We start from the raw sequence: 20,147 nt of genomic DNA, 5'->3' as shown, positions 1-20,147 counted from the left end.
TCTCCTTTATTATTTCATTGCAAGCCATTCACCCTTAACACAAAGACCGCACCAGAGCCTCTGCCCATTGGTAATTACTCGCTTAAATCCTTTCTCGCTCATTCTTCCGCCAAGCCATTTCTGGCTCATAATACGTTCATTATTTTTGTTGCACCATTTAATATATGTCTGATAAAGCAGCGCAGTAGGAAGCCGCCATTTTAGGCTTGCGTCAATTTCAAGACAGTCAGTAACAAACATTCCAACGCTGTCCATATCCATTCTGTATTCCTCGTTGGCTTCGCGTACTGCATCCGGCTCGTCAGTAAGTCCTTCTTTTTTCCACATTGCATAGCCTTGAATCAGCCAGTTTAAGATTCCTGAATTTTCTGCTATCAGTTTTTCCATAAGTTTCTTATCTCTCTGTTCCGGAGGAATCGTTACAGTAAAAGGAATCATTTTAATTCGTCTCCAGATTCCGTTATCAGCTCCACGAATTTTTGGTTTATGGTTTGTAGCCATAAAGATTTTGAATGTAGGCTTAAAAGAAAAATACTCACCGTACAAGAATCTGGCTGTAAGCTCGTCTTCACCGGTAATCTGTTTTATAAGGCTTTCGCTCATTTGCTTTCCCTGTTCAACCTCGGTTGTAGTAACAAGTCTCATACCTTTGAGACGTGCCAGGTCGTTACTCTGTTCAGAAGTCTTTTTCATAAATGTTTCTGTACTAGCCGAACAAGAGTAATCTCCAAAGAGCTCCTGCAGAACATTTAAGAAAGTTGATTTTCCGTTAGCACCTGTTCCCCATAAAATAAAAAGACACTGTTCACTTACATCACCGCTCAAAGTGTAGCCCATTGCTTTTTGAATAAACTTTATCAGCTGAGTATCCTTATTAAAAATCTGCATCAGAAACATTTTCCACACAGGGCAGTCTGCAGTTTTGTCATAAATAAAATTGCTCTTCTTTGTAATCAGATGTTTTGTATTAGGCTCTCGGGCTTTTCCGGTTCTAAGATTCAGAGTTAAATTATCTACATTAAATAAATAGTTGTCGCTGTCCAGTTCCCAGTCTTCAACTTTTATTTCTTTACTCATTTTAAGAATTCCAGCAATCGCCTGGAGTCTTCTAAAGCTTTCACTTTTTATGAGGTGTTTTTCAAAAGATTCCTGCTGCAGTCTGTCTTCTATATACCTTCTGCTTCTGTAAATCTGATGAACAAAAATTGGAATCAGTTCTTCAACACGGCCGCGGTTATCAATTTCCCAGCAGGTATCATTCCAGAATAAAAACTTGTTCCAGGTAATGCAGTATCTTATGATGCTTCCGTATGTCTTAATAAAATAAGTTGCGTTAGTCAGGTCTGTAAACTGCATTTCACCTGTAACAAACTTATTTGTTTTCATATCACGACCAATTGCAACGGCTGCTTCTCTAGCCATGTTCTCAAGTTCTTTATCAGTCATCAATCATTCCATTTTCTTTTAAGATTCTGTAAAACTGAACAAGCTTAAAAATAAGCTGTTCATATCCATTCATAACGTCATCACTTCCAATCGTTTTATAAATCTCATCGAGTTTTTCATAAAGAAGAATCAAAGAATGTGGATAATCCCGGAATCGTCCAAAATCCCACCAGGCACAAAACTTGTCAGCTTCCTCACTTGGTTTCCAGTTTGGAAAATTTTTGAATGACTTATAAATCGTAATATCGTCACCAATATTTACAACAAAGTCTTTTGCCTCATGCCAGATGTCTATGGGAATATAATCATCAGGCATTTTGATTTTTCGTTTTGTCATGTTCCGACCTCGTAAACAAAACGTCTGATTGCTTTTCCGCAGCTTGTTCTGTCATCATCAAAAACAAACTCTGGCCAAAAGGTCCACCAGCCACTCTGGTCAAAATCATTTGCAGACTGAACATCATAAAAGATGATTCCATTATCCGCATCCTTTACAACAGAAGGAAAACTCACCACAGTATCATCAGGCTTACGGCAAACAAGATTCACACTCGCATAACCGTTCAAATCAACTCCACAATTCAGCAATACACGAAGCTTACTTTTCCCTTTATAAATCCTTTTCATATTGTCTTCCCCCAAAGAAATTTCCAGAACCACAGGAGTATATAAAGTAACAACGTAATTAGCTTCACGAATTTTTCCTCTCAGCCAATCCCAAAAGCTCATTACAGTTTCAACAGTGCGGAAGAATATTCTCGAAGCAAATGGATGTGCTATAATTTCTGTCTCATCCTCAAAGCTTCTTTTGTTCTCTCCAAAGCGTGTAAGACTTTCATAGTTTCCAGCCGTTGTTTCAATTTCTTTTTTATAATTTCCAATGTGGCTTGTGCTGTCACTTGAATAAAATCCGGAAAGGCATGAACGTATTAAAATAAGAAGCTTCTGAACAGAATCTAAAAAACTTAGGCTTTCATTTTTTGAAAACTTAAAGAAAGCAATCCTTCTGTTTGAACTTCCAAGTGCACAAAGTCCTGTAGGCTTTCTTACAGCTCCAAGTCTTCTACCGCTAAATCTTGCCGCAGCTCCCACATTACCAAGTACAGTACGAGTATAGAAAAATCCATCCGGCTCATTTTCGTATTGCATATAAATACACATTTCATAATCACAAAATATGTTTCTCTGCTGGTTTATAAACTCTGGAGAACTAAGATAAGTAATCTGATTTGCATAATCCCGTCTTCTAGCCCTGGTCCAGTAAAAGTAACTCGTAGTTGTTTCTGAACTTTCAATTTCTCCTGTTGACGTATAGCCAAGAAGATCAGAATACACACCAAAAAAGATCCGTTCCCCTTCTACAAGTTTTCTAGTAAGTGTAATAGTAAAACTTTTCCAGCCGTTACTTTGTCCAGTCAGTGTATGTTCAACAAAAGTTGTATTGAGGCATTGCGTAAGCTGCCAGTTAGAATCTGCTGCAAACACTACTGGTATTACAGGCTTATATGGGTCACCATAGCTATAGTCCCAATACCAGGATGAAGTTGGAGCTAAATAATAATAGAAGATAGTTACACTTGTTGAATTAGAATTCTTTGGAACGATAGCTCTGTGTCCAAAGACATTCTCTTCATCAACAAGTTCACCTTCTAAATCTTCATATTCATCATCACCAACTTCAGTTTCGTACCATGTATAACACTCAGTCGGATTAGCGTTGTTACCAACAATCGAGTTACTCATATCATGAACCGCTTACAGTAATCTGCCAGTCTATCTGCAGACTATCTGCAGAAGTTACGTTTACAGAAGGAGTAATCTGAGCATAAGCAAGGCACTTTGCCGCAGCTGTGTTTCCGTTCATCAAAGCAACTTCATTAATTCCGTTAGCGTTTAAATCTCCTGCAGCAAAAGAAGCTCTGTACAAAACAACGTTGCCGTCACTTGCTCCGAATGTTCCTTTAATTTTTGGATAACCTGTATCAAGTTTTTTGTAAGTTCCGGTTGCAGTATTTACGGATGTGTTATTCTTTGGTGTAGATCCAGTCCAGCCGGTTCCAACAAGCATGTAGCCGTTTGTTGCATCCACCTTGTTCTGTGTCGGATTACTAATCATCATATCCGCAATCAGATTGTCGCCCAGAGTTGTGATTGTGTTATGATGTTTTGTAATCATTGGTCTTTGAGGAAGTCTTAAAAAACTTCTCCAAAATCCATTCTTGTAATACTTAATACGACCGTTACAATCGCGAACAGTAACAGTCACCAATCCCTTAAACTTTCCTTTACTTGTTATCATTTGCAAATCCCCATTACTAATCCAAATACAAGCGAAGTAACAATCACTCCGCCAGTTCCACCAATCAAAGCTCCATAAAAAAATTGATTATTCTTTTTACAAAGCTCTTTTTTTAATTTCTGATTTTCCAATTCAAGATTAAGCTTTGCAGCTTCCATCTGGTCAGCTCTCTCTTTTTCAAAAGCAAGCTCGCCACCAACTTCCAGTAAAGCAGCCTTAACTGCCTCTTGAGCAGTACGTTCAATTTCTTCTTCAGCAATTTTCATAACTTCCTCAATTGTCAGCTCTCTTGCAGCGTCTTCTAAATCTTTCTTTTCCGTCGGTAATTGTGTCACAGACTGAGCCGTAAGAATCACACAAAGTACGGGCATCAGTATTAGAAATACGCTCAATCGCTTCCTCACGTTTTTTAGCAGCTTTTGCATTTATCTCCTCGCTGTCATCAATGACTTCTTTTTCCTCGTAGCGTTTCTTATCTCCAATGAACAACACAACGAACACTGCAGAAAGAATCGCACCCAACCAGATGAAAATCTTTTTAATCACTTCCCAAAGCTTCTTCATCAGATACCTTCCTTGGAATTTTGAAATCCTTAAATTTCTGAATTTCTCTTCCAGCAATTACAGTAAGAGCAACGGTCAGCCATTCAGCTCCACCAAGAACTCCGCAGCAAAGAAGTACAGTTGCAACAATAAAGATTACAAACTTCACGCTAAGAAGCTTTTCTATCAATCTCTGAAATCTAAAACTAATCATTCGCGTACTCCGTCAATTGCTTCTCTAATCTGTTCAAACTGATAATCAGCTCCAAACAAATCCACGTTGTCATCGCTTGCTTTCTGTAGTGTCTCACGGTCCAGACCACGTACAATAATTCTGTAATCGTTTGCCTGGTAATAAGGCTTCATATCATTCAAGCTTCTAAGCTCCGAATAAGGCTCCACGCAGTTCAGAACAACATCCTTTCCGCAAACTCCGGCCACATGGCAAACTTCATTTTCCTTATAAACTCTTGAACCAAGTTTTCTGTCATAAAGAGTTATAAAGAAGGCTGCCTGAATATCGTTCTTGTCCGGATTCTTTTTTGTAAAATACTTACGGTAGAGGCTATCAGCCGTAACACGGATTGCACAGCCTGTAGCCAAAAGTAAAGCAAGACAAACAGAACCCGAACAGTCAGAGCTTGTCAGGTTTTCTTTTCCGCTTTCATATTTCAAAAACTGCATACGTCCTAAGAAATATCTGTAGCGTTCAGTCTCAGTAAGTCCTTCAACAATTTCTTTTTCTGCCTCAAGCATTAGTCTCATTCTTAAATTATGGTTATCCATCATATCCCCCGAACTACAAGAGTTATTACTGTAACTGCCACATTAAAGCAGGAAATCACACAGGCAATTACAGCCATGTTTCTTCCTGCTTTTCCGTTGTCTGCCTTTATGTGTTCCTCAAGCCGTCTGGCAGTCGCACACACATTCGGATTGTATTGACACGCCGTACTTCTTGTATCAAGACAATCCATCCTTTTTTCAACAGCTTTCTTAAATTCTTTCATTTCAGATCTGAATCCAGAAAGCTCAATCTGTAAGCCGTTCATAGACTTAACCAGTAATTCAATGTTTTCTATTTCCCACACCCCCTAAACAGTTTTTACAAAGAACTCAGAGCTGAACGCTTCATCTTTTTTATAGCGAAAGGTCAGCTGCTCAATTCTTACTTTTTTAATATTTCCATTTTCCTTAAGCCTCATATCCATACAGGCATCCACCCTGGCATGAATCAAAGGAAGAAAAGTTGTAACGTAATAGCCCTTAGTGTCTTTCTTACTTTCTGCAAGATAATCTCTTGCTCTTCTTTCATAAAAAGGAATACCGTCAAACTCGTCATCACTCAAATATTTAGAAGTAACGTTTTTAGAAATCTGTCCGTGTTCTGCAATTTCATTTTCATCTTTTACAAATACACAGAAGTTTGTTTCACTGATAATTGCTTTACCGTAGATAGAGGCTTTATAAAGTCCAATCAGATTTTCGTTTCTGTCCAGCTGGATAACAGCTCTGTCACGGTAAGTCGTAGTGTCGTATTGAACAAGAGAAAATCCATTCTCGTCATCTACAACCATATCGTGCAGAAATTCTTCTGCAGTCGTAACTTCTTCTGCATAAACTACATTGCGGCTTTTTCCTTCATTGTTCTTTGCAGTGTAGATTGCCTGATAATCGTTATCCTTTATGATTTCTCTTGTATCTCCAGTAAACGGATAATATGGAGTCATGTTCTCGTCATACCACACAGGAGCGTCAGTATAAGTCCAGAGCTCCTGTCTTCCAGTCTCAACATATCGTGTATATTTCAGACGGATGTTATTTGCGTAACTTTCATTGTTATTAAAGAATCTGTAGTGAGTAATATTTTTCTCATTCAAAAAGAATCCGGAATCTTCACTGAACTCATTTTCCAAATCGTATGGACTTTCAATAAAACTCAAAGTCTGGTCTTTACCGCATTCCACGCAGGCATTATAAGCACGTGCCAGTGCACACAATTCTTTCCAGGCAGTGTTCTCAATTACTACATAAGCAATATTAAAAGGAAGCTCTCCGCAATTTATGTCGCGAGCTTCTATACCGGCTCGTTTTGCGATGATATGAACAAGAGATTTTTCAGGCTGTGTTTTATCACATACAACTTTATGAACAGCAACTTCACTGTCAGTCCAGTTTTTCTGCAGGCTTGCGTTATCCATTTTTACAGAAAGGTCCACAAGTTTTATAGTTGTTATCTTTTCATTGAATCCTGTTTCCTGAACCTGAAAGCCGTTCTTATCTACAAAGAGATTAAAACGCAGATAGCAGTTCTCAGAGTTTCCGAAGGCATACCAGATTAAAACATTCAAGTCTGTTGTGTATTCACTGTCAGCCTCAATTGAATATAAGCCTTTATAGTTATCAAGAATGATTTCACCGCCGTTAATTATTCCACCTTCAGAGCTTTTATATGAGGTAATCACACAAGAGATAATGTCAGAATCTTTTACATAAACTTCTGTTCCATCTGCTTTCAAAAAGCAGACTCGGGCAAAAGGTCTTGTACCTGTATCTTCAATAACAGAAGAGATTGCCGGTGGCAGCTCATAGAATTTCACAGAACCACCTCCAGCTTTTCTTTTTCATTACGGATATTCAAAACCATAATGGAAGTTACGTTGAACTTCTGAAAGCATAAAACTGTATCAGCGCAGTTGATGTCGCATAAATCATCAAGAGGCTCTAAGTCATAAAGATCAAGGCTTACGCCGTCTTCTGTATCAAGCGGGATTGTGAGTCTGTCTATCTTTTTATTTGAAGGATAAAACTCTGTACTCATAGGAAAGTACAAAGTAATCTGATATTTCGAATCGTTTGTGTAATCACCTGTGAGTTCAAACTTATAAATAAGCGGCAGCACTTTTAAATCAGCAGTAACGTTGTGTCCGTTATAATGATAAGTGCGGTCGCGCTCCCAGGAGAGTGATGGCATATTTCCAGGCCAGCTGTCTTCATAAGAATCTTCCGAGCCTCTCAAATCAAATCGGAACTTAAAGGCATCACCGTTTGTTGCACGAAGCTCAAAGCTTCTTACGAGTACGTTTTTATAAACTTTCTTTTCAAAAACTCTGTCAGTGTAAATATCAAAAGTCTGGTCATTATAGAAAAGTAAAAGGAACAGAGCCGAAACATTCAGAGCTTCAAGCCGTGTTACAAAGCAGCCTGTAATCTCTTTCTTTGTTTCAATTCTCTTTTCCCTGTTCCTTCCACCAATCACGCAAGGCAAAGAATAGCCTTTGGACGCAGTTCTTACAGTTTCCTCGCTGTATGGTAATGGATAAAATGTCCCGTCTTTTGCCACCGTCAGTGTGCAGTCTCTACCTTGAATCTTCATGATTCAAAGCATACACCCACACCCCGTTTACAAAGTGTTTATAAGTGTTTACGTTTTGTTTATGTTTTTTTTAAGATTGGCGTAAAAAAAAGCACCTAACAAGGGGTGCTCGTATCATCCGTGATGTTCTTTAAATACAGTTTTTATTTTCCACCAAAATCTTTTACTTCTTTCTTAAGCCACTTAGTAAGTTCAGATTCTTTAGGAAGAGCAAGTTTATATTTCTTTACAAAAAGATTTTCATCAATTCCTTCTTTTGCATATTCGACAAGCTCTTTTCCAGCTTGAGTACACATAAGAATACCTACAGGAGGATTATCATCTTCTTGCATTATGTTTTTCTTATAATATGAAAGATAAAGGTTCATCTGTGCAATATCATCATATTTAATTTTTGAAGCTTTCAAATCTACAAGAACATGGCACTTCAAAATTCTATGATAGAAAACCAAATCACAGAAGAAATAATCATCATCAACAAGAATTCTTTTCTGACGTGCTTCAAGACAGAAACCCTGCCCAAGCTCCAGCAAAAACTCTTCTAAGTGATTTATCAAGGCTTCTTCAAGTTCACTTTCTTCTACAATTTCTCTGTCTTTCAGTCCCAAAAACTCATAAACATATGGATTTCTAACAATATCAGTAACAGTCATTTTCTGAGTTTTTGACTGAACATATTCACTCATCTTTTGAGGATTAGAACTGATTGCAGAGCGTTCAAAATAATTGGTATCAATCTGACGTTTAAGTTCGCGTACAGTCCAAACACCTTTTATTGTTTCAAGTTCATAAAAAATTCTTGCAACAGCATCTTCAACACCCATAATCAATGTAAAATGAGTATATGAAAGATGTGTAAAAAGCTTTTCCGGTGAAATCTGTAAATCATCGAATTGGGTAGACGCTGTTTGCCCAATTTGGCAATCACTGATTGCCAAATCTTTAGAAGTAGTTTTATCTTCTATAAGATTTTTCTGAATTCCAGAAATCAATGCCTTTTCGCTTCCAAATTCATTAAGCACATAATCAAAAATCGGTTTCTCAAGTGAAAGAAATTCCAGATAAAACTGTCTGTATAGACGAAGATTCCTGTATGAAAGCGATTTTTTATTCAAGCGTTCAGCCAAAGTCTGCAATGTCTTTTCTCCGTATTTTGCACGGTCCTGACCTTTCTGCTCATAATGCACAATATAAAAGCCTATGAGCCAGTTTCTTGCAGTAATATTTCTGTTTATTGCCTTTGCAGTGTTATCTTCAAAAGCAGCATCCAGCTTTTCAACCGATTTATAAAGTTTATCAAAATCCATATCTTTTGCCATAATAACTATCTTTCACTTTTTAATATACCGCCGTTTATCACAAAATTCTATACATCTGGCTCTATGCGGATATAGACTTTTCCGCCTTGCATGTTTTCAATTCTATAAAGATAGGCTGAATCTTCTTCATTAAAAATCAGTTGTATAGCTTCAAGGTATCGCCATAAGAATATAATTTTGTTCTGTGTGTTTGAATGTATTTTTATTTCAATACTTATTTTATAAACTTCGTTTTCAATAATTCTGTCTTTTTCTTCATACTCTGTTTCTTCAAGCTTGAAAGATAAGGAAGGCATTTTTATACAGTTTTCTTCCAGGCTCTTATTCTCAAATGGTTCTAAGATGATTCCGTCATTATGCTCCTGATTGATTTTTTCAATTTTCTCAGGAAGTTTTTTGATTAAGAGGTATTCCAACTCTTTGAAAACAGGTTCAAAACTTTTCATAAACTTTTCCTTCTATATGAATTAATAACATTTTGAATATTCTTTGGAATTTCAAAACCGGTATCATCTTCATTGTTCTGCTGCTTGATAAACTCTTTCTTTTTCAAAAGAAACAGCTTAATGATTACTTCTTTCAAATCATCTGGGAAAGTTTCTTCCGTAAATCCGGCATTATAGTTTAAGAAAACAACATGATTTTCAAGCTTCGGATCAATAAAATGAATTGTTCTTCCGTCAATCACACAGTTTGGAACACGAAGTTTTGTATTCATATCAATTATGTTAATCATTTCAGAAATATGATTTTGATTGGTATAAACCTTACAGTCTCTGATAGTCTGAAGTTCGTTGTAATTCTTATCCGCCAGCTGATACCCTAGAAGTCTTTCTAGATAAGTAATGGTAGAATTGAATATAAATTCATCAGTTGTTAATTCTGTTGCGTTAAGCTCAAGAATCTTTTGTAGTTCTTCAAATGGAAATGGATTCATAAATCCTCGCAATCGGAAAAGCGGGGCTAAGGCCATTGTAACCTTCGTTCAGTCAAATGCAAGGCCAAGCCGCTTCGCGGTGCTACGCAGCCTTGCATTTGTCTTCACTTCGGTTTTATAAATTTCGCCCCCACTTTCCAAAGGCATATATAAATATGCTTTTGGAATTAAGTTCTATAAGTCACGCTTTGTGCAATAACTTATTCAGTTGCTGTTTTGAGCAATACCATATTCTTTTTAGGTCGGGTAACCAAGAAGCCGTCACGTTTTCTGAAACGCATAAAGAGTTCACCATATTCAAGTGATTCTGTTGTTTCGTCGAAACGTTTGATTTCGATTCCCTTGCGATTTCCATGTATGATTCTCTTTGGATTCATAAAGATGGCAATTACCTTGTCGGCTTCAAGGTCGGCAAGCTGCGGCATCAGTCTTGATTCAACAACGTCGTAGCCGTCGATTCTTCCCGGCATTCCATCTCCTAGCTTTCTCCAGATTGGGTTGTGGTTGTCGTCCTGAATGTTTGCGATATGATTCAAAACTGTTTCGTTTAAGAACCATTTGCAATACTTTCTTTCTTCTGGTTCAACTTTAAGCTCTGCAGCTCTAAAGTCGAGGTATGTAAGCTTGCTTTCGTCTGTGCTTTCGATTCTGCAAACTTCTGCCTGTGCCATATTGATTGCACCTGTGAAAGGGTCGTCATCAGCGATAAGACACTGGCGGTCAAACTCCTGGCCGTAAGCTTCTGTAAAGTCTTCCAGGAACATCTTTCCAAGGTCAACAAAAACATCTTCTCCGAACTCGTCAAAGAATGGAACATAACCTGCAAGGGTGTAAGCTTTAAGCTCTGTGCGTGTAGGCATGTTTGATTTTGTAGCGTCGATTTTCTGTCCGTAAGAAGTCAGCCACTTCAATTCAATTCCGCCGCGGTCACGCTCTGGGATGAAGATTGAAGGTCCGTTCATAGGACGATGGGTTACAAGATTCATCATTACAGACTGCTTTGCAGCTTCCTGCATGATGGTTTCTTCGTAAATCGGATTGATAAGATACTGGTCATTATTGGCAAGGTTGCCAATCGGTTCACCAAGGACTGCTTTCTGTGGTACAAAACCTTTGCCGGCTTCCCATTTAAAGTCTTTCGGGTTATTCCATTTTTCAGCTCTGATGTTCGGGCAGAACTTAAGCTGCCCCAAAGTTTCATGGTCTTTGTTCCAGGCTGCGCACAAAGCTTTACCAAGATTGAAACAAACATCGCGATAGCTTAAAGGCTTCATTTCAGAATCAGCCTTACGGAAAAGATTTCTCAATTCCTTAATGGCATCCTTAATACCTTCAAGCTCTGTGGTAGTTGCAGTTTCCTGATTTTCTGCAGCCTTCAAGATTCCGGCAATTATTTCTTCGCTTTCATTGAAATACTTAGAAATCTGCTCCGGTGTTGCAGCTTCTGTTGGAACTAAGCTTTTCATATTGCTAAGTTTCTGCTGCAAGTTTACAATAACTTCGTTCAAGTTAAACCTCCAAGTTTGTCTTGAATCAGGACTGCTTTCAGGTTCCAATTGCAAGCAGCCCTGTTTTTTTATTTATGCACGAGCTTTCAAACCCATACAAACTTTATCCCAATACGAAAGCTCATCTTCCTGAATTACTTCCGTAATCTCCAACTTTTTAGATGGTACATGAATCGCAAACGGATTCGCAGGAACACAGCAAATGCTGAATTCCAAAAGCTCCTGCTTTCTGTATATCAAATCACAGTCACGGTCTTTTGCTTCCAGAAACTCTAGTTCATCTACACGGAATCCCACAGAGCCACAACGCAAAGCTCCAGCTTTTACACGCTGACCAATACTCCACCCAAACTCATCATATTCTTTATCATTAAATACAATATCGCCCTCAAGAGCAGAAGAAGCCTTAACATTTTTAGCATATCCAATCGCCGGAATAGAATAGTCATGACTCCAAAGCACGACAGGATTTGCAAGATAATTTTTCAAATCCCAGCCGCACGGATCCACTTTTTCAAAGTCGCGGTCCGTGTCAAAGGTACTCATTACCCAGTGAAAAGAATCCTTTTGAACATCCACAGTCTTAAAAACTTCAACCTGTGCCGCAACCTTTCCAGAGCTCGTGTTCTCCTTAAGAAACTTCAAGAAAAGATTCTTGTCCTTTCCAAATTCCTTGTTTTCAATACCGTCAATTTTGATAACCATTCCATCCTCCCGTAACTCTGGCAACCATCTGTTTATACACTTCCGCATAATCCTCCGGATTGTGATATCCAATTTTCTTTCTAATCCAATAAACATGAGCTCTAACACAATCAGGTGTTATACTAAGCTCATAAGCAATCTCTTTATTAGTCAGACCATGGGCAAGCATTACCGCAATATCAAATTCAATATCTGTCAGCTCTCCGGTTGCCCGTGTACTTAAATGCTCTCCATGTTCAACGGCATAATTCACAGCCTCAGGAAAATCTTTATCACCCTGTAAAATTTTTGTGATGGAAGAAAGAAGAACATCCTTGTTCTCAGCATTAGAAATAAAACCAGAAGCTCCAAGCTTTCGCACACGAAGCCCAAAACCACCTGCACAAACCAAACCTGTCTCAAAAAAAATGAAATGAATATTCTTGTTAATACCATTCAGACAGGCCATTTTCTCCTGAATACAAAGTCCAAGGAAAAACTTTTCAACTAAAAAGAATGTTTCATCCTGACCTTCCAGATGATACAAAAAGTCCTCATCTTTCATTACGTCAAAGATTTCAACCATAGGAAATTGCTTTTTCAAATATTCGCGAACAGTACCCTTAACAACATAGTTGTTTGTTGCAATGAAAAACTTCATTTTTAATTACCCTCATTATTTTCATCAGAACCAAAGGCCGAAACGTTATTGGGCTTCCACCAGTTATCACCCCAGGACTTTTCTTTCGCGCCCCGTTCTCTTAAAACGTCATTGATTGTCTTAAGTCCGGCGTTGATTTCTGCAATATCCCGGTTACTCTGGGCATCCTCAGATTCCTGCAACTCAGGTATATTGTTAAGGTTGAACTCACCAGTTTGAGATAGATTAAACCGGCGAAAAAACTGAACTTCGAGAATCTGTTCGTAGTTTCTCAAAAGCGGAATAAGCGTAAAATTCCAGAACGCCCGATGCTGTGAATCCGTATCGGTGCCGCTCAAAGAAGACTTGGAATCCTGAATATTTGCAACTCTCGGTGGGATGCCGAATTTCGCTAACAGTGTATAGAGGTTCCATTGTTTCATATCGTAAAGTTTCAGAACGTCGGGGCTGAACGTAAGAGGCTGGTATTCTGTACCTTTACCCAGTACAGCCACGCGGTTCTTCATCCCGTGGCCGTATTTTGAGTCCCAGGTACGAGCAAGGATTTCTGCTTCTGTCTCAGTGAGAATCTGGTCTGTTTTTAAAAGTCCCTTTGGAACCCCACCTTCTTTTAAAAGTCCTGAATTCTGCTTGGCGGCGAGCAAATCTTGTTCGACTTCAAGACCCAAGCTTACCAAAGGGCTTACCCCACGATATTCATTCCACGGATTCCAGTCCTTAAAATGAATAAGCTCGTCAGGAAGAATTATGACCGGTTTGCCTGTAGCACTATCTGTATAAACCCACTTGGTAATCTTTCCGCCTTCAACAACGTGCTGCATGTTTCTCGGATTCAGAATATAAATTTCATCCGGTATACCGCAGCAGTAGTCCTCGCCGAACCACCAGAACGACTCCCCATCGAGGCACCACCAAGCACAGGTTTGTTTCCATAAATCAAACCGGCACAAACTTTTATTCGGGTACATAAAGAGCTTAGCCAGTTTGGAATCATTTTCTGTTTTACCGTTTTTCTTTATTTCGAATTCAGCACGCGCTACGTTTCGAGTTAAAATATCAATACATACCGATACCCACGCGTGCTGAAGATAAGGATCTGTACAGGCTTTCTTTTCAGGTACTGAAAAGTCGTCCGCAACAGTTTCACTGTTTATCTCAGAAAAGCTTCGTAACTTTTTTTCTTTCTGGTTCCTCTTCTTAAAAAGTCCCATTTATATTATCGGTACTCCCTTATTATTTGACTATGCACGTAACGTACACATTCAAACGCGCTTTTATGCCATAACAACACCACTGGAAGCAGCAGAGAATATTGCGTACCTCATCGCATCCATGTAGTGGTCATTAACTTTTACAATCTGATTATTCTCATCACGAGAGTAATCCCAAATCTCCCCAAGAACTCCGGTACAGTCTTTGCAAACAAAAAACTGTCCGCGCTCAATCTTTGCAATTATGTAATCAATTCCAGCATCCACAGAGTTGTTTGCTTTTACGCCTCCCGGTACTTCCTGAATTCTTTCACCGCCTGCAGGGTCGCAGTAAGTCACAAAGCAGTCGTCATACCAGTTCTTTGCCTGCTGCTGCTCGACAGAGGTTTTAGTTGTAATGTTAAAACCGCCAAAATCAGCAACAACATAAACCGTCTCTCCAACCCAGCCAACCTTAACAGCTGCAATATGAAGTCCAAAATCCTGACCACCTGTAAAACGGTCAAACTCTTCTGGCAATTTCTCGCGTGGAAGAATCATAGATTCTTCAAACTTTTCATAAACCGAGCCCTCTGGTTTTACCCAAAGACCGTCGCGGAATCTCGCACGCTGTTTTTCCGGCATGTTGTCCAGAATATCTGTTATGTAGTCTTCATCCAGATTTTCAGCGTTATCCATCGGGTTCAAAACTTCAGAAGCATAAAGTTCAGGCTTCAAAAGCTTTTCATCCGTTCTCGGTTCAATCTTTCGAATAAACACCTTGTAAGCCCAGTGCATAGGCGAACAAGGATTGCAGTCATAAAAAAACTTATTCTTGCAGCCTTCAACTTTCATCGCTAGTCGCGAGTAGGCAGTAGTAATTGCAGAATAAGAAATCTGACTTACTTCGTTGAAATAGATAGTCACATACTCATGACCAAGAATGCGGTCTACCTGTTCCTTGTCGCCCAAGCCGCCAATCCAAATCTCTGAGCCGTTCCACAAGGTAATCAAACCGTCGTGTACATTGGCTTTGTAATTGTTCGCTCCAATCGTCTTGTTAAGCCACGGAAGCAAAGTCTCATGCAAAACAGAACTTCTGGCATCTTTAGCTCTGTAACGACAAATAAGGTGTCTGCTTCCAGGATAACGACAGGCACGGAAAATAATCGCCATTACAAGCACAGTAGTTTTTCCAGAACGCGAACCGCCAAAAAGCAGAACGTGTTTCGCAGAAGAACTAAGCAGCTTTAAAGCTTTTTTCTGAACCGCCGTCGGCTTAAAAAGCTCTCTCATAAGTCCTTAAAGGAATCAGCAAAAGTAATTGCAAGCTCGCCTTGTACAGGCTTATTGTTTTCTTTGTCTGCACCCGCAATAAACGAATCCAACTTTACGGAACGCTCAAGCAAATCCATTGCGCCATCTGCATCCAGCTTTTCAGGCTCAAGAGTTTTAAGGCGTTTTGCTACAAGCTCGTCAAAGCCGTTCAACATCTCCATCTGTCTTTTGCGGCGCTCAACCCGTTCTGCTACAAGCTCTCTTTCTGTCTCCTTTGCAATATATTCATCATAGGCAGCAGCCCTCTCATTCCACCGATAAAGCCGTGCATATCGAGCCCAAGAACCATATTTCTTAGGCTCAATTCCGTTCAATTCAATACAAGCCTTAATGCTCCGCTTGTAACCCATAGCACGAAACAAACAGAAAGCCTTAAAAGCCTTGGGAGGCTCTTCTGGTAAACGTATCTCCCAAGACTTAAAAGGTTCTGTTTTTTCCAGTTCACTGTTAGTAGGTATTACAGTGTCCTGACCGCCCACCTAAAAATCCTCCTTGCCTGATTCAATTTCAAAAGTCAGAAAAAATTATTTTTCGACAATTCTTTCAGACTTGCGCTCAACATAATATTCACAGTAAGTCTTCTCAATCTTTACCGGAACGCCATCCTTCAAACTTACCCTTACGGTAATATCGCCAAATTTTTTCTCAGAAGCTTTTTGAATAATGTATTCAGAAGCAGCCTTCGCAGCTTTAGAAATTCGGTAATCCATCTTAAGCCCCCTGAATCTTAGATCCGACCCAAGCATATAAATCAGCTTTTCTAAAAAGAATATGACGTCCAAAATTCATATGCGGAATCTCATTCGCACGAGCAAGCTTGTAAAGATATGTAGTGCTGAAACGAAGATATGCAGCAGCTTCCTCAATCGAAAGTAATTCCATGTTTTCATCTTTTTTTTGTTCTTCTGCCATAAAGCACCTCGTTAAACTAAAAAAGCCACAGCAGACTCATCAATCTGCTATGGCTCTATATTAAAACCAACAAGCGTTTACATTGTGTTTATAGTTGTTTACATTCTGAATATGTTTCCTAATAAAACATAAACAAAATGTAAACATTGTCAAATTATCATACTTTTGAAGGCACAAAACTTATGCCGCAATCAAAACATTCCAGCCTTGAGCAAGAACCTCTTTTGCATTATTCAGTTTCATCTGAGTTTCATGTTCTGAATAAAGACGTGTCATTTCTTCAGTTCTGTGACCAAGAATCTTCATCGCAATTTCAAGGCTTGCTCTCTGAGCAATCTGTGTAGCACAGTAATGTCGCAGGCTGTGGAATACAATATTGCGCTCTTTTCTCTGTTCTTCGCTTATGCCAATCTTCTGCATCGCAATATAAAAATCATCTTCGAAACTGCTAGGCCACATAGGCTGTCCCGCAACCTTTGGAGACCAGAAAACAAAGCTCGTATCTGAATAATCCGGATTCCGTCTTGCATTCATAAGGAGTTCAAGTGCAACACCATGTTCAATCGGAATAATTCTGTCATCACCGTTTTTTGTGTCTTTCAGTTTGTCCGTATCATTCCAGCTGTGACGTATGTAAAGCAAATCTGCATTTGCGTCTATATCGCAAACCTGTAAACCACTAATCTCACCAGCACGAAGTCCAAACAAAGCAGCAACCTTAAAGGCAAGTTTGTTCACACTGTCAGTCCAATCCCAATTAAGCTCCATCAGCTTTTTCATTTCAGTTTCTGTTGGTATTCCACGTTTCTTAGCATTTACCTTAAAGCGTTCAACACTCGTAAGTGGGTTAGAAGTAATAAGCCCCTCTTTAATCAAAAACTCAAAAGCCATGTTTCCGGCAGTCATTGTTTTATTAACAGTGTCAGCACTAAGATTCTTTTCAATACGCAGGTACATCAAAAAGTCATCCAATTCTCGCGAAGTCAAACTCTGCACAGTCCTGTCAGCATCAAAATACTTTGCCCAATAGCGTTTTACAATTCCAAGCTTTTCCTTGCAGTTTCTCTGCTTAATATCATAACCGCGCGCAATACGCTTTTTTACATACTCCGAATTTTCAAAATCCCAGAAATTACTAAGGGTTTCAATCAGAAAAATAGGCTTTGTCGAATCAGAAACTTTTTCTGCGTTTGCAGATTGAACATTTGGAACAAGATTTACAGAATTATTAGGAATCGTATTTAAGCAATCAGCAGAAGAAACAAAATTAAAACGCTTATTAAGTAAATCAATAAGCAAAGAGGCTTCTTCGCGGGTCAATCGTTGCGCAACAGAATTAAGATCAATACTCGAAGAATCAGCCTGTTGCAAATTAAAAGCACGGCTGGGAGAAGTACGTTTTTCAGGAGCACCTTTAGTAACCCAGGAAGAAGCAATCATATTAGCTTCAAACTTGTTTTTAGAATGAGTGCTTTTTGTGTTGGTTACTTTACCGGTTTCAGTATTTACAAAACAAACTTTGTAATACCCACTTGAGTTTTTAGCGAGATAGAACGGCTGCATAAAACACCTCACTGTCCAACGCTACTATCCAATGAACTGTCCAGTTTACTATCCAATAGGGGCGTTTTTTGTTAGATTTGGCAGTTTTAGCTACCGTTCCGACAAAGGAAGGTTCACTAAAATTTTAGGTAAAACTTACCTAAGTTATTGTATTATTTGCATTTAAACAAAAAGAAAGGACTTCTGATACCAGAAGTCCTTTTTCTGAGCTACACTGGATTCGAACCAGTGACCCACGCCTTAAAAGGGCGTTGCTCTACCTACTGAGCTAGTAGCCCATCCGTTTTTCAACGTGATTAGTATCATATACTCTAAAACAAATTTGGTCAAGAGCATTTTATCGTTTTTTCAAAATAATTCTAACAAAATTTTCCCCTTGACACAGTTCGAGTTTTCTTTTTTACTTTTATTAGTTATATGAATGGACTTGTTTTAGACGGAAGTAAAAATGTTTTTCAGGTTGAATGCGATGACGGCTTTATCCGTGAATGTTCTTTAAAAGGAAAAATCTTAAAGGACGGAAAAGGCTATTACAATCCGCTTGCGCCGGGAGACATTGTTGTGCTTGACGATGATTCCCTTGAAGAAGAAAAAGGTCTTATAAAAAATCTTGTTCCCCGGAAAAATGAATTTGTCCGCTGGAATGTAAAAAAAAGGCAGCCTCAGGTTCTTGCTTCGAACTTGGATTATCTTCTGATTGTTACAACTCCAGACGAGCCTCCGTTTAAGCCGCGTTTTATTGACCGTGCTCTTGTCCAGGCTGATTTTCAAAAAATAACTCCAGTGATTGTCTGCAATAAATACGAGCTTCCACAGACGGACGAATTCAAAGAGAGGCTTTTGAACTGGGAAGAAATGGGCTACAAGGTAATCCGCTCAAGCGCAAAAACTGGAGAAGGAATCGAGGAGCTTGCAAATTTCATTGAAAATAAAACTTGCGCCTTTGTTGGAAAAAGCGGCGTTGGAAAAAGCTCTATAATAAATGTTCTTGACAACAATGTTGTTTTAAAAACTGGCAGTCTTTCTAAAAAATACGGCAAGGGAACTCACACGACAACAAAAGGAACTTTGATTCATCTTCAGTTGAATGAAGCTCTAATGGGCGGAAGAAAAGATGCAGTTGCAAATATAATCGATACTCCGGGCGTAAAAACTTTTTTGCTGCATGGAATTTCTGCGGAAAATCTTGCGCTTTATTACAAAGAATTTTTCCCATTTATTGGAAAGTGCAGTTTTGGAATGAGCTGTTCACATATAAAAGAAAAAGGCTGCGCAATTTGCAAAGCTGTTGAAGAAGGAAAAATTTCAAAGGCGCGCTACGAAAGCTGGAAAAAAACTTTTGAAGAATTAAAAACTGGTGTTTGGGGCGACTAATTTTTCAGCTGAAAAAGTCTTTTGGAATTTCTGATTCAATTGTAATTTTTTCTTTTGAAACTGGATACACGAATTCCATTTTCCTTGCATGAAGTTTTATTCTGTCTGACTTTATTCCGCCGTAAAGTTCATCGCCTGCAATTGGAAGATTCAAGCTTGAAAGCTGAACTCTTATTTGGTGAGTCCGCCCTGTGTGCAGCTGGCAGTCAATTTGAATAAAACCATTTTTTTCTGAAATTATTTTAAAGTCAGTTTTTGCAAAAAGTCCGCCTTTTGATTCTGGAACAATTCCCATTTTGCAAGCCGAGCTCTTTGGTGAAATTCGCGCAATAAAATTTTCAACTGTGAATTCTTTTTGTTCAGGAATTTTTCCTGTGCAAACCGCTCTGTAAATTTTTTTTATTCCGCGGTTTTTAAACATTTCAGAAATGTCTTTGTTTACGCTCCGGCTCTTTGTGAACAAAAGAATTCCGCTTGTTTCTCTGTCTAGCCTGTGCATTATTCCAACGTAAGGCGGATTTCTAAGCGAAGGATTTTTTTTCCACAAATATTCTACTGTGCAGTCGTGGGCATTTTTTCTTTGGCCTGTAATTGTCTGTTCAGTCGGAAGAAAAGGCGGCTTGTTTATTGCGATTAAATATTCATCTTCAAAAAGCACATCGTTTTCTGTAAGTTCAAAGTCTGCGTCTTCGGGCTGCTTTTCAAAAAAGAATTTATCTTTGTCAATTAAAACTTTTATTGTGCTTCCAGAATTTATTTTAAACGAAGGAATTCTGCATTGCTTGGAATTTATGTAAGCTGCGCCGGAAACAATTAAGCGCCGGATTTTGCTGTTGGAAATTTCACCTTCAAGAAGCTCTGGAATTTTTTGCCTTAAAAATTCATTTAGGGTTTCTTTTTTGTTTGCTGTCCAAATTTTTTCAATCATCATTTTATAATAAACTGCATTTTGAATAAATTCAATTTCCGCCGGTTTTTAATTTACAAAAAAAATGCA

General features: G+C 38.7%; 25 protein-coding genes and 1 tRNA gene. 1 reads left to right on the top strand and 25 read right to left on the bottom strand.

The window, feature by feature from the left end:
- Positions 1-9: 9 nt before the first annotated feature.
- From Q0N70_RS00895 to Q0N70_RS00780, 24 genes are all read right to left on the bottom strand, one after another.
- Complete coding sequence (locus tag Q0N70_RS00895) at positions 10-1,446, bottom strand: phage/plasmid primase, P4 family (RefSeq protein WP_294012400.1); 1,437 nt, start codon at positions 1,444-1,446, stop codon at positions 10-12.
- Entirely contained in the window at positions 1,439-1,783 is a 345-nt protein-coding gene (locus Q0N70_RS00890; RefSeq protein WP_294012398.1) for a hypothetical protein, read from the bottom strand. Before Q0N70_RS00890 ends, Q0N70_RS00895 begins: the two co-directional genes overlap by 8 nt.
- On the bottom strand, positions 1,780-3,189 hold the full coding sequence (locus Q0N70_RS00885) for a hypothetical protein (protein ID WP_294012395.1): 1,410 nt from the start codon (positions 3,187-3,189) through the stop codon (positions 1,780-1,782). The genes Q0N70_RS00890 and Q0N70_RS00885 overlap by 4 nt, the downstream gene beginning before the upstream one ends.
- A 1-nt stretch (position 3,190) precedes the next feature.
- Positions 3,191-3,745 carry a hypothetical protein gene (locus Q0N70_RS00880; protein WP_294012392.1) on the bottom strand — a complete coding sequence of 185 codons (555 nt, stop codon included), beginning with the start codon at positions 3,743-3,745 and terminating at the stop codon, positions 3,191-3,193.
- Positions 3,742-4,011 (bottom strand): hypothetical protein, encoded by a 270-nt coding sequence (locus Q0N70_RS00875; protein ID WP_294012389.1) that lies wholly within the window; start codon positions 4,009-4,011, stop codon positions 3,742-3,744. The genes Q0N70_RS00880 and Q0N70_RS00875 overlap by 4 nt, the downstream gene beginning before the upstream one ends.
- 7 nt (positions 4,012-4,018) lie before the next feature.
- The gene (locus Q0N70_RS00870) at positions 4,019-4,309 is read right to left on the bottom strand and encodes a hypothetical protein (RefSeq protein WP_294012386.1); all 291 of its coding nucleotides are present in this window, start codon (positions 4,307-4,309) and stop codon (positions 4,019-4,021) included.
- Complete coding sequence (locus Q0N70_RS00865; protein WP_294012383.1) at positions 4,284-4,502, bottom strand: hypothetical protein; 219 nt, start codon at positions 4,500-4,502, stop codon at positions 4,284-4,286. Before Q0N70_RS00865 ends, Q0N70_RS00870 begins: the two co-directional genes overlap by 26 nt.
- Positions 4,499-5,074 (bottom strand): peptidoglycan endopeptidase, encoded by a 576-nt coding sequence (locus Q0N70_RS00860; RefSeq protein ID WP_294012379.1) that lies wholly within the window; start codon positions 5,072-5,074, stop codon positions 4,499-4,501. The genes Q0N70_RS00865 and Q0N70_RS00860 overlap by 4 nt, the downstream gene beginning before the upstream one ends.
- A complete protein-coding gene (locus Q0N70_RS00855; protein WP_294012375.1) occupies positions 5,074-5,340 on the bottom strand; it encodes a hypothetical protein in 267 nt (88 codons plus the stop codon). Before Q0N70_RS00855 ends, Q0N70_RS00860 begins: the two co-directional genes overlap by 1 nt.
- 42 nt (positions 5,341-5,382) lie before the next feature.
- Positions 5,383-6,888 (bottom strand): hypothetical protein, encoded by a 1,506-nt coding sequence (locus Q0N70_RS00850; protein ID WP_294012372.1) that lies wholly within the window; start codon positions 6,886-6,888, stop codon positions 5,383-5,385.
- Positions 6,885-7,664, bottom strand: coding sequence for a hypothetical protein (locus Q0N70_RS00845; RefSeq protein ID WP_294012369.1), 780 nt, complete (start codon positions 7,662-7,664; stop codon positions 6,885-6,887). Before Q0N70_RS00845 ends, Q0N70_RS00850 begins: the two co-directional genes overlap by 4 nt.
- Positions 7,665-7,807: 143 nt before the next feature.
- Positions 7,808-8,971, bottom strand: coding sequence for a PDDEXK nuclease domain-containing protein (locus Q0N70_RS00840; RefSeq protein ID WP_294012366.1), 1,164 nt, complete (start codon positions 8,969-8,971; stop codon positions 7,808-7,810).
- Between the two features lie 59 nt (positions 8,972-9,030).
- A complete protein-coding gene (locus Q0N70_RS00835; protein WP_294012363.1) occupies positions 9,031-9,429 on the bottom strand; it encodes a hypothetical protein in 399 nt (132 codons plus the stop codon).
- A complete protein-coding gene (locus Q0N70_RS00830; RefSeq protein ID WP_294012360.1) occupies positions 9,426-9,920 on the bottom strand; it encodes a hypothetical protein in 495 nt (164 codons plus the stop codon). Before Q0N70_RS00830 ends, Q0N70_RS00835 begins: the two co-directional genes overlap by 4 nt.
- Positions 9,921-10,120: 200 nt before the next feature.
- On the bottom strand, positions 10,121-11,428 hold the full coding sequence (locus Q0N70_RS00825; protein WP_294012357.1) for a phage major capsid protein: 1,308 nt from the start codon (positions 11,426-11,428) through the stop codon (positions 10,121-10,123).
- Between the two features lie 72 nt (positions 11,429-11,500).
- Entirely contained in the window at positions 11,501-12,133 is a 633-nt protein-coding gene (locus tag Q0N70_RS00820; protein WP_294012354.1) for an HK97 family phage prohead protease, read from the bottom strand.
- Positions 12,117-12,773, bottom strand: coding sequence for a LuxR C-terminal-related transcriptional regulator (locus Q0N70_RS00815; protein WP_294012351.1), 657 nt, complete (start codon positions 12,771-12,773; stop codon positions 12,117-12,119). The genes Q0N70_RS00820 and Q0N70_RS00815 overlap by 17 nt, the downstream gene beginning before the upstream one ends.
- Positions 12,774-12,775: 2 nt before the next feature.
- Entirely contained in the window at positions 12,776-13,984 is a 1,209-nt protein-coding gene (locus Q0N70_RS00810) for a phage portal protein (RefSeq protein ID WP_294012348.1), read from the bottom strand.
- 63 nt (positions 13,985-14,047) lie between these two features.
- On the bottom strand, positions 14,048-15,259 hold the full coding sequence (locus Q0N70_RS00805) for a phage terminase large subunit (RefSeq protein ID WP_294012345.1): 1,212 nt from the start codon (positions 15,257-15,259) through the stop codon (positions 14,048-14,050).
- A complete protein-coding gene (locus Q0N70_RS00800) occupies positions 15,256-15,780 on the bottom strand; it encodes a hypothetical protein (protein ID WP_294012341.1) in 525 nt (174 codons plus the stop codon). Before Q0N70_RS00800 ends, Q0N70_RS00805 begins: the two co-directional genes overlap by 4 nt.
- A 45-nt stretch (positions 15,781-15,825) precedes the next feature.
- Positions 15,826-16,011, bottom strand: coding sequence for a hypothetical protein (locus tag Q0N70_RS00795; protein WP_294012338.1), 186 nt, complete (start codon positions 16,009-16,011; stop codon positions 15,826-15,828).
- 1 nt (position 16,012) lies between these two features.
- A complete protein-coding gene (locus Q0N70_RS00790; RefSeq protein ID WP_294012335.1) occupies positions 16,013-16,213 on the bottom strand; it encodes a helix-turn-helix domain-containing protein in 201 nt (66 codons plus the stop codon).
- Positions 16,214-16,393: 180 nt separating this feature from the next.
- The gene (locus Q0N70_RS00785; protein WP_294012331.1) at positions 16,394-17,776 is read right to left on the bottom strand and encodes a site-specific integrase; all 1,383 of its coding nucleotides are present in this window, start codon (positions 17,774-17,776) and stop codon (positions 16,394-16,396) included.
- A gap of 205 nt (positions 17,777-17,981) precedes the next feature.
- Positions 17,982-18,054 (bottom strand) — tRNA-Lys (locus Q0N70_RS00780).
- 139 nt (positions 18,055-18,193) lie between these two features.
- On the opposite strand from Q0N70_RS00780, the gene rsgA reads away from it, so the two are divergent.
- Complete coding sequence (gene rsgA, locus Q0N70_RS00775) at positions 18,194-19,150, top strand: ribosome small subunit-dependent GTPase A (protein ID WP_294012327.1); 957 nt, start codon at positions 18,194-18,196, stop codon at positions 19,148-19,150.
- Positions 19,151-19,154: 4 nt separating this feature from the next.
- Here the strand turns inward: rsgA and Q0N70_RS00770 are convergent, their stop codons facing one another.
- Complete coding sequence (locus Q0N70_RS00770) at positions 19,155-20,078, bottom strand: RluA family pseudouridine synthase (RefSeq protein ID WP_294012324.1); 924 nt, start codon at positions 20,076-20,078, stop codon at positions 19,155-19,157.
- Positions 20,079-20,147 lie beyond the last annotated feature (69 nt).

It is taken from the genome of uncultured Treponema sp. (assembly GCF_945873775.1).
Lineage (GTDB): Bacteria > Spirochaetota > Spirochaetia > Treponematales > Treponemataceae > Treponema_D.
This window is presented reverse-complemented; position numbering and strand designations above follow the sequence as displayed.

Bases quoted from the DNA above. Each gene is read 5' to 3' on its own strand.
- Q0N70_RS00885 (WP_294012395.1), bottom strand. From the start codon at position 3,189: ATGAGTAACTCGATTGTTGGTAACAACGCTAATCCGACTGAGTGTTAT.
- Q0N70_RS00810 (WP_294012348.1), bottom strand. From the start codon at position 13,984: ATGGGACTTTTTAAGAAGAGGAACCAGAAAGAAAAAAAGTTACGAAGC.
- Q0N70_RS00815 (WP_294012351.1), bottom strand. From the start codon at position 12,773: ATGAAGTTTTTCATTGCAACAAACAACTATGTTGTTAAGGGTACTGTT.
- Q0N70_RS00840 (WP_294012366.1), bottom strand. From the start codon at position 8,971: ATGGATTTTGATAAACTTTATAAATCGGTTGAAAAGCTGGATGCTGCT.
- Q0N70_RS00895 (WP_294012400.1), bottom strand. From the start codon at position 1,446: ATGACTGATAAAGAACTTGAGAACATGGCTAGAGAAGCAGCCGTTGCA.
- Q0N70_RS00835 (WP_294012363.1), bottom strand. From the start codon at position 9,429: ATGAAAAGTTTTGAACCTGTTTTCAAAGAGTTGGAATACCTCTTAATC.
- Q0N70_RS00870 (WP_294012386.1), bottom strand. From the start codon at position 4,309: ATGAAGAAGCTTTGGGAAGTGATTAAAAAGATTTTCATCTGGTTGGGT.
- Q0N70_RS00785 (WP_294012331.1), bottom strand. From the start codon at position 17,776: ATGCAGCCGTTCTATCTCGCTAAAAACTCAAGTGGGTATTACAAAGTT.
- Q0N70_RS00805 (WP_294012345.1), bottom strand. From the start codon at position 15,259: ATGAGAGAGCTTTTTAAGCCGACGGCGGTTCAGAAAAAAGCTTTAAAG.
- rsgA (WP_294012327.1), top strand. From the start codon at position 18,194: ATGAATGGACTTGTTTTAGACGGAAGTAAAAATGTTTTTCAGGTTGAA.
- Q0N70_RS00875 (WP_294012389.1), bottom strand. From the start codon at position 4,011: ATGAAAATTGCTGAAGAAGAAATTGAACGTACTGCTCAAGAGGCAGTT.
- Q0N70_RS00890 (WP_294012398.1), bottom strand. From the start codon at position 1,783: ATGACAAAACGAAAAATCAAAATGCCTGATGATTATATTCCCATAGAC.
- Q0N70_RS00880 (WP_294012392.1), bottom strand. From the start codon at position 3,745: ATGATAACAAGTAAAGGAAAGTTTAAGGGATTGGTGACTGTTACTGTT.
- Q0N70_RS00790 (WP_294012335.1), bottom strand. From the start codon at position 16,213: ATGGCAGAAGAACAAAAAAAAGATGAAAACATGGAATTACTTTCGATT.
- Q0N70_RS00820 (WP_294012354.1), bottom strand. From the start codon at position 12,133: ATGGTTATCAAAATTGACGGTATTGAAAACAAGGAATTTGGAAAGGAC.
- Q0N70_RS00860 (WP_294012379.1), bottom strand. From the start codon at position 5,074: ATGGATAACCATAATTTAAGAATGAGACTAATGCTTGAGGCAGAAAAA.
- Q0N70_RS00795 (WP_294012338.1), bottom strand. From the start codon at position 16,011: ATGGATTACCGAATTTCTAAAGCTGCGAAGGCTGCTTCTGAATACATT.
- Q0N70_RS00865 (WP_294012383.1), bottom strand. From the start codon at position 4,502: ATGATTAGTTTTAGATTTCAGAGATTGATAGAAAAGCTTCTTAGCGTG.
- Q0N70_RS00770 (WP_294012324.1), bottom strand. From the start codon at position 20,078: ATGATTGAAAAAATTTGGACAGCAAACAAAAAAGAAACCCTAAATGAA.
- Q0N70_RS00845 (WP_294012369.1), bottom strand. From the start codon at position 7,664: ATGAAGATTCAAGGTAGAGACTGCACACTGACGGTGGCAAAAGACGGG.
- Q0N70_RS00855 (WP_294012375.1), bottom strand. From the start codon at position 5,340: ATGAACGGCTTACAGATTGAGCTTTCTGGATTCAGATCTGAAATGAAA.
- Q0N70_RS00830 (WP_294012360.1), bottom strand. From the start codon at position 9,920: ATGAATCCATTTCCATTTGAAGAACTACAAAAGATTCTTGAGCTTAAC.